We start from the raw sequence: 6650 nt of genomic DNA, 5'->3' as shown, positions 1-6650 counted from the left end.
TAGCTCAGTCGGTTACCAGCCCGTACCGAAGGAACGTTCGGACGGGGAGCATAGGAATCATAACCGATAAATATGATAAAATTATTAATGGCGAGGTAGCTCAGTCGGTTACCAGCCCGTGCCGAAGGAACGTTCGGACGGGGAGCATAGGAATCATAACCGATAAATATGATAAAATTATTAATGGCGAGGTAGCTCAGTCGGTTAGAGCGTCGGATTCATAACCCGGAGGTCTCGGGTTCAATTCCCGATCTCGCTACAACAGTAAAAGTCCTGCACGAAAGTGCAGGGCTTTTTTTATGCGTTGCACTTGAAGCTCGCTTCAAGGTGCAAAAGCATAAAAAAAGTCCCAAGAACGCGATAGCGTTTGGACTTTTACTGTTGTAAGCCTCCCCTAAAAGAATCAGCGTAGCTAATTCCAAACATAAAAAAAGTCCCAAGAACACAACAGCGTTCAAACTTTTACTGGTGTAAAGCCTTTTGAAAAAATCAGCAAACTTCCATTCAAAAACATTCAGTAATTTATAGCCAAAAATTCCTAGTCTCCATTTCGAAACGTAAAAATCCGGGCAAGTTTTCAATTCAGTTTTTATTCGTTAACTTTCATGCCCAAAAACGCAACCAACCATATGCGCTAGTAATAAAATAAAATTCACATATATTGAAACACAGTTTTTATGAAAAAGGAAAAAAGGAGCAAAATCAAATTCAAGCGATAATAGCGGTTTGTGCCATTTCATTAATCATCCTATCAATTATTATTTCACTAAAAACAAGCCTCTACCTGCTCGGAATTTTAACATTTACAATAACCTTATCGATAGCAGCACCTTTCTTCGATACACCTTCACTAAAAAAAAGCGGGAAATTAATTTATTACTCGACCTTGTTTATTACCGAAAAACCAAAAAACAAGATAATTAAAATTCACGGTGGGACTTTGTTCGATTATTATTTTGTGATTGATAAAAAATTGAATGGAAAACAGCGTACAAACTTTATAATCCAACAATATTTGCAAGGATTATTGTGCTTGATAGAAAATTACGAAAATGATAATGAAATGAAAGTTAGGGGCACGAGCTACATCATGAACAAAAGAACTGCCGAGAAAATCGGTTTTAAAATCATTAAAACGGACTTTTTACAAAAAGCAATTATAACTTATAATTATTTTAATATATTGATTTCAAATTCAATAGCTAAAAACAAGCTATCATTCCCAAATCTAAATGAAACCAAAACATTTGAAACAGATTTCGGTCAATTAATTGAACGAAAAGAATATATCACCAGCCTAAACAATACATTAAAAAACACTATTATTAATGCCGTGGAAAAATAACTACTTGGTTCTCTAATACTTAAATTTTTAGAGGTTTTAAGGGCTCTCATCCAATCTGCTTCTTAAAAACATCTTGTCCCTCCACCTATTGCAATCGAGACTTTAGCCATCTCCTTAAAAGCTTATTCAAAACGAAGCACATGGACTTAATACACATATAGGATTCCAGGTTTTCAATGTTTTGTAATAAACGTTTTAGTTGAAACGCTGTCAGAAAGTTACGAGCCACACAATTAAAAAATTTCATTAGTTACCCGCACCTTTGATAAGATTAAATGATAATATCAAAAATGAAACCACCATATAAAATAACCCCAGAGATATTATACTGACTTTTTAAATATACCTTCCCCGAAATTAAGAAAACTAAATCGCATGAAACAATCCCCTTTTTGAGCTGTCAGAAAAACGAAGTAAACACGTTGAGTATAAGGGCTATTTCATAAAGCTAAGAATTGACTAGCTCCCTATTCGTTATCAGTTTTGGCTTGCTTAACGTCACGAAATGTTGGATGGTTCTCAGTAATTCGTCCCGCTCCCTTTTTGTTGATTTTAAAAGTGATATCTTTTGTTGTAGTAAATAAAAGCACCGATGAAAAAGACGTATGGAGATGCGATTTTAAAAATGTATAGGCGTCCTCTAGACGAAGCTCTTGTTCCTCATCTTCTGTTTCTTTAGACCTGTAGTGCGATTTCACCAACACCTTAAAGCTGTCCTCTGTATGGAGAGGCCTCACAAATATATTCTTTAGGTTAGGTTTACCAATGGTTTTTGCCATGGTCAGTTTAGCAAAGCTACCCTCCTGAATACTTGCTATAACTTGATTCCAGAAAAGGTCGAAAACATTTTGATAAGGCATAAACTAAAGATTAATGATAAATTATTTTTAAGGTTCAAAAGTAATATAAATAAGTTGATTAACGACCAAACGTTAAGTAAGTGTTTCCCGAAGCTGGCGCTCGTTTGCAACGGAGATTTCTATAACGCCCGAAATTTACAAAAAGCAATAGAAAGCCTTTTGCCAACAAAACACCATGTTAAAAACCAAGTAAAATCCAATCTTCTTTTCACGAAATCACACCTAGAAACAGCAGCACATAATAATCCCAATTCAGTATTTGCAAAGGCTTGTTTTAATAGTTAATTATTAACTAAACCACTATAAACTAAAGCACCATACCAGCCCAACAAATGTTCTACCAGAGCTTTTAAAACAAACTAAAAAGTCTGTTTCATTCGTGAAATAGATAGTAAATCAGTTCCCCAATAATTTTCACCTAACTAAGTATTCTTGAAAATTAGTGGCATTCGTGTCAAAGCCCTGTCCTTACCTGCCAACTTATAAATATCAATCTTTAAATGTCTTATATGGGTTCAAAATTAAATAAGGAATATATAAAACATTTCGTGTATGAGCAGTGGCGTGGTTCGTCACGGACAATTCCAAACAGGCGTTCCATACAATCTACTAAACCTCTTAATAAACACCATTCATTTCTTCTTAAAAAGCCTGGACTATCAAAACAAACCCTTCTTTTCAACACATTACAGACACCCCTAACAAATCCTCAAAAAATCTGCTTATTTTTTTAAGTCTTGAAAAAACCAAACAAGCACTAATTAAAAATACCTATTACTTGGTATTTGTCGTTCTCTTTAAATGGTTTATATTAGTTCAGAATCAAATAATCGGTATATAAAATAGGAATAAACTCCTTAGGGAGTATAACAATTATAAAAACTCCACCTTCAAAAATAAATTGTTACAAAAAACCCAATTAGGCGTCTTATTTAAAAAGGAAAACCAAAACATATTTTTATGAACATCTTATTTACAACTTTATTAATTCTATTTACAACACTAAATGTCGCTCAAGAAAAGTCAATTAAAAAAATTGAAATTCCGTTCACTCAAACAGCAAACGGACATATAATAATTCCAGCCAAAATTAACGGAATTGAAGGAAGTTTTATTTTTGACACAGGAGCAGGAATAAATCTATTGACCAAAAAGTTTGCGGATAAAGTAACCGACCTCGAAAAAACCCATCATTTCTACACAGGACATCGAGCTACAGGCGAGGAATTACAATCGGATTTGTGGAATTCCAAATATTTAGAAATTGGCGACTTTAAAGCAAGCAAAGAGAAATTTGCAGTCTACGATATTGATTTCCCACTTGACGGACTAATTTCATTAACTCCCTTCAAAGACAAGGCAATAACCATTGATTTTGAGAATAAAATATTGAGCGTCGAAACAAAAGACTCATTAACAAAACTCATTGCGGAAATGGATTTTGAGCTGCCAATCCAAATTAACAACGACCGAGATATTAGAATCGAAATTGCCACTACAATCAAACTGAATAACACACTAACTTTAAATGTAAATTTAGACAGTGGTGCTGGATTTAATGTTTTTAGATTTAGTTCGAGGTTTATGGAGCATCTTGGAGTTGATAAACAAAACATTAAGAGTGAATTTAAACCAAGCATGTTCAAACCAGAAGTTGGTAACCAATATTATTATACAACCTTATCAAAAATGACGGATATAAATAATAACGTTTCTGTAAATGATTTTCAGGTAACATTCATCGATGGATTAATATACGAAGGAATTATGGGTATAAATTGGATGGGTAAAAAAATTACGATGGATATTCCAAATAAAAGACTAATCGTTAAAAAATAACTGTGGCTAACCGTGTGAATAAGCAAGGGCCTGTCCTCGCCTACTTGGAATCCCGATAGCTCTCGGGAGCGGATTTCCCACTACCTGTTTGCATTGTTCGTAACAAACCACGCTACTTTTCCATAGCCAAACACCCTAACTGCCATTTGACAAATCAAGATGCCAAATAGAAAAATAACAACAATCATAGCGTTTTTTTGCATTGTAAAAATAACGCTTCATCTCATTGCTGACTCAAATTCAGGATTTCAAGGGGACGAATTATTGCACATAGAAACAGGAAATTACCCGAGTTTTGGATATATGGAGTTTCCACCCGTTATTGGTTGGCTGGCCTTTATCCAAAATCAATTTCATTCCCAGTCTGTTTTTGTCCATCACATCTTTTCGCACATCGCTTCATTATTGATTTTAATAGTAATCGCACGTACAACACTTGAACTGGGTGGGAAATCAAAAGCAGTTTTTATTGTACTGCTTTGTATTGTAACGGCACCAGCTTTCGGCCGTGGACATCAATTATTTCAACCTGTGGTTTTTACCCATTTCTTCTGGTTGTTATCGTTTTATCAATTGGTTAGGTTCATCAAAACTCTTGACAAAAAATATTTACTTTACCTAACAATCTGCCTTAGTTTTGGATTTCTCACAAAATATGATATACTTTTCTTCATAGCAGGCCTTTCTGGTTTACTTCTATTCAAGAGCACAAGAATATCAATTTTACAAAAGGACATTTGGAAATATATGCTCTTGTTCCTTATTCTAATAGCCCCAAATGTTATATGGCAATACAAGCAAGGTTTTCCGGTACTTGATATGTTCTCACGTCTTTATGAAACACAATTAGATAAACTAACAATAATAGGAGTTCTTGAAAGTATTGTTATATCCTTAAATCCACTAACCTTGTTTTTTTGGATTGGCGGTTTAATCTATATGTTTAGAACAAATAACAATCCTAGTTATTATCGCCCAATCGCATCTACAATCGTCATGTCCATATTTCTTATGGCGTTAAACAAAAGCAAAGCATACTATTTTTATCCCGCAATAATTACTTTACTAATATTCGGAAGCATCTGGTTTGAACAAACAATCTTATCAAAACGCCAATGGATCTTATATCCCGCAAGCGCTCTTCTTGTTGTTTCGGGCCTCGTGTTGATACCATTTGGCTTAGCTGTTCTGCCATTGGATACATTTATAAAATTCGCAGGAATAGAAAAGAAAAACAATCGTTACGAAATAGAATACAAAGAATATTACTCGAAATCAAAATGGGAAAAAACTATGGGCGGACTTCAAACCGTTTACGATAGCCTACCCATAAACGAAAGAAAGGATTGTTTAATTTGGGGCAAACATTATAGCCAAGCAGGCGGAGTAAACCTTTTTAGGGAAAATTATCAAATGCCCAAAGCGTTTTCATACCACGGGAGTTTCTACCTTTGGACACCAGAAAAAGGCGAATTACCTAAAACAATTATAGCGTTTTCAAACGGAGAGGCTGGAATAGACTTTTTTCAGTCCTTCTTTAGATCGGTTGTCGCGGTAAAACAAATTTATAATCCCTATGCGGATGATGAAAAAGATTTGTGGCAAACCATATACATTTGTAAAGAACCAAAACTAAATTTTGAACAGTTGCGAACTGAATTTAAAACAAGGATTTTCGAATAGCAATCCAAACAAAACGGCAGGTAACAAAGTACTCTGGTAAAAAACAAGTAAAATGCTAGTAACTTGTCTCGACAACACTTCTACAAGTATGGTTATATATTAATTCTGATTTAGCAATAGCAAAAGCCTGATTTAAAGACCTTTATAATCCTACCATTTTAAAGAACTCACTAAGTTTTAAGTTTTTGGCTTCACAAATTCTCATTGTTAATCGAGTCTGATTATGTTCAGTAGTCATATGCGTCAAATTCCATTTAAAGTAACAACATGAGAAAACTACTTGTCCTCTTCTCCTTTCAAAAGATTATTTCCCATCTAGTTGAGAATAGTATTCTTCGAAATCGAAAGGAATATCCAGTAAATCTTTAGGATGTATACGTAAACCAATCGCTATATCTATAAACGTAGTGAGTTGACAATCTATTTTATTATTAGCCACATCGCTGATTCGTGCAGCTGTAGTATTACATCTTTCTGATATTTTACTATAAGGAAGATCTCCTTTTGTTTTTTTTACTTGCAAAGCTATTAATTCCTTTATTTTTTCTGGTTTGTTATCAGTCATAATTGTGTTTTACCACAATGTGAACATTCGCCTACATAAAATCATTACCGAATTCGGTAATATTAAAATATTTTTATTATATTTGAATCATAATTATATATTTGCGAAACTTCTTAAAGTAAAATATTAGAAGCATTCGCTTTGAATCTCGGTTCGGAAACTGGTAATTTTTAAACACACGAGAGGATAAGCATAATGCTCACGACCCGGGCGTGGGCTTGCTTATTGTGTGTGGGTATACCAGTACCTCGAACCAGTAAGTTGAGTCTCCACGCCCTTTTTGTTTGTATAAAAAGGCCACGCGTCTCAACGGCTTCAAAGCCATCTTCTCCTTGTAAACAATAAGAACACGCTTCAT

The 6650-nt window shown here is 34.3% G+C and carries 6 protein-coding genes and 1 tRNA gene; 5 read left to right on the top strand and 2 right to left on the bottom strand.

The window, feature by feature from the left end:
* Positions 1–185: 185 nt before the first annotated feature.
* Both VKY47_RS01145 and VKY47_RS01140 read left to right on the top strand, forming a co-directional pair.
* Positions 186–259: transfer RNA gene (locus tag VKY47_RS01145), tRNA-Met, on the top strand.
* 402 nt (positions 260–661) lie between these two features.
* The gene (locus tag VKY47_RS01140; protein WP_324309674.1) at positions 662–1345 is read left to right on the top strand and encodes a hypothetical protein; all 684 of its coding nucleotides are present in this window, start codon (positions 662–664) and stop codon (positions 1343–1345) included.
* Between the two features lie 467 nt (positions 1346–1812).
* Here VKY47_RS01140 and VKY47_RS01135 read toward each other — a convergent pair whose 3' ends face one another.
* Positions 1813–2205: a hypothetical protein gene (locus tag VKY47_RS01135; RefSeq protein ID WP_324309673.1), complete on the bottom strand. Its 393-nt coding sequence runs from the start codon at positions 2203–2205 to the stop codon at positions 1813–1815.
* Between the two features lie 552 nt (positions 2206–2757).
* Here VKY47_RS01135 and VKY47_RS01130 point away from each other — a divergent pair.
* The 3 genes from VKY47_RS01130 (at position 2758) to VKY47_RS01120 (ending at position 5727) form a co-directional block, all read left to right on the top strand.
* Entirely contained in the window at positions 2758–2907 is a 150-nt protein-coding gene (locus VKY47_RS01130) for a hypothetical protein (protein ID WP_324309671.1), read from the top strand.
* A 258-nt stretch (positions 2908–3165) separates the two neighbouring features.
* Positions 3166–4044: a retropepsin-like aspartic protease gene (locus VKY47_RS01125; protein ID WP_324309669.1), complete on the top strand. Its 879-nt coding sequence runs from the start codon at positions 3166–3168 to the stop codon at positions 4042–4044.
* A gap of 159 nt (positions 4045–4203) precedes the next feature.
* Complete coding sequence (locus VKY47_RS01120; protein WP_324309668.1) at positions 4204–5727, top strand: ArnT family glycosyltransferase; 1524 nt, start codon at positions 4204–4206, stop codon at positions 5725–5727.
* Between the two features lie 304 nt (positions 5728–6031).
* Here the strand turns inward: VKY47_RS01120 and VKY47_RS01115 are convergent, their stop codons facing one another.
* Positions 6032–6292 (bottom strand): hypothetical protein, encoded by a 261-nt coding sequence (locus VKY47_RS01115; RefSeq protein WP_324309666.1) that lies wholly within the window; start codon positions 6290–6292, stop codon positions 6032–6034.
* Between the last annotated feature and the right edge of the window lie 358 nt (positions 6293–6650).

Origin of the sequence: Xanthomarina sp., from assembly GCF_035306705.1 — a bacterium.
GTDB lineage: Bacteria > Bacteroidota > Bacteroidia > Flavobacteriales > Flavobacteriaceae > Xanthomarina.
Note: the sequence above shows the minus strand (reverse complement) of the source record. Positions and strands in the feature narration are given on the sequence as shown.

Coding starts and splice junctions, on each gene's coding strand:
- VKY47_RS01135 (WP_324309673.1), bottom strand. CDS start 2,205: ATGCCTTATCAAAATGTTTTCGACCTTTTCTGGAATCAAGTTATAGCA.
- VKY47_RS01130 (WP_324309671.1), top strand. CDS start 2,758: ATGAGCAGTGGCGTGGTTCGTCACGGACAATTCCAAACAGGCGTTCCA.
- VKY47_RS01125 (WP_324309669.1), top strand. CDS start 3,166: ATGAACATCTTATTTACAACTTTATTAATTCTATTTACAACACTAAAT.
- VKY47_RS01120 (WP_324309668.1), top strand. CDS start 4,204: ATGCCAAATAGAAAAATAACAACAATCATAGCGTTTTTTTGCATTGTA.
- VKY47_RS01115 (WP_324309666.1), bottom strand. CDS start 6,292: ATGACTGATAACAAACCAGAAAAAATAAAGGAATTAATAGCTTTGCAA.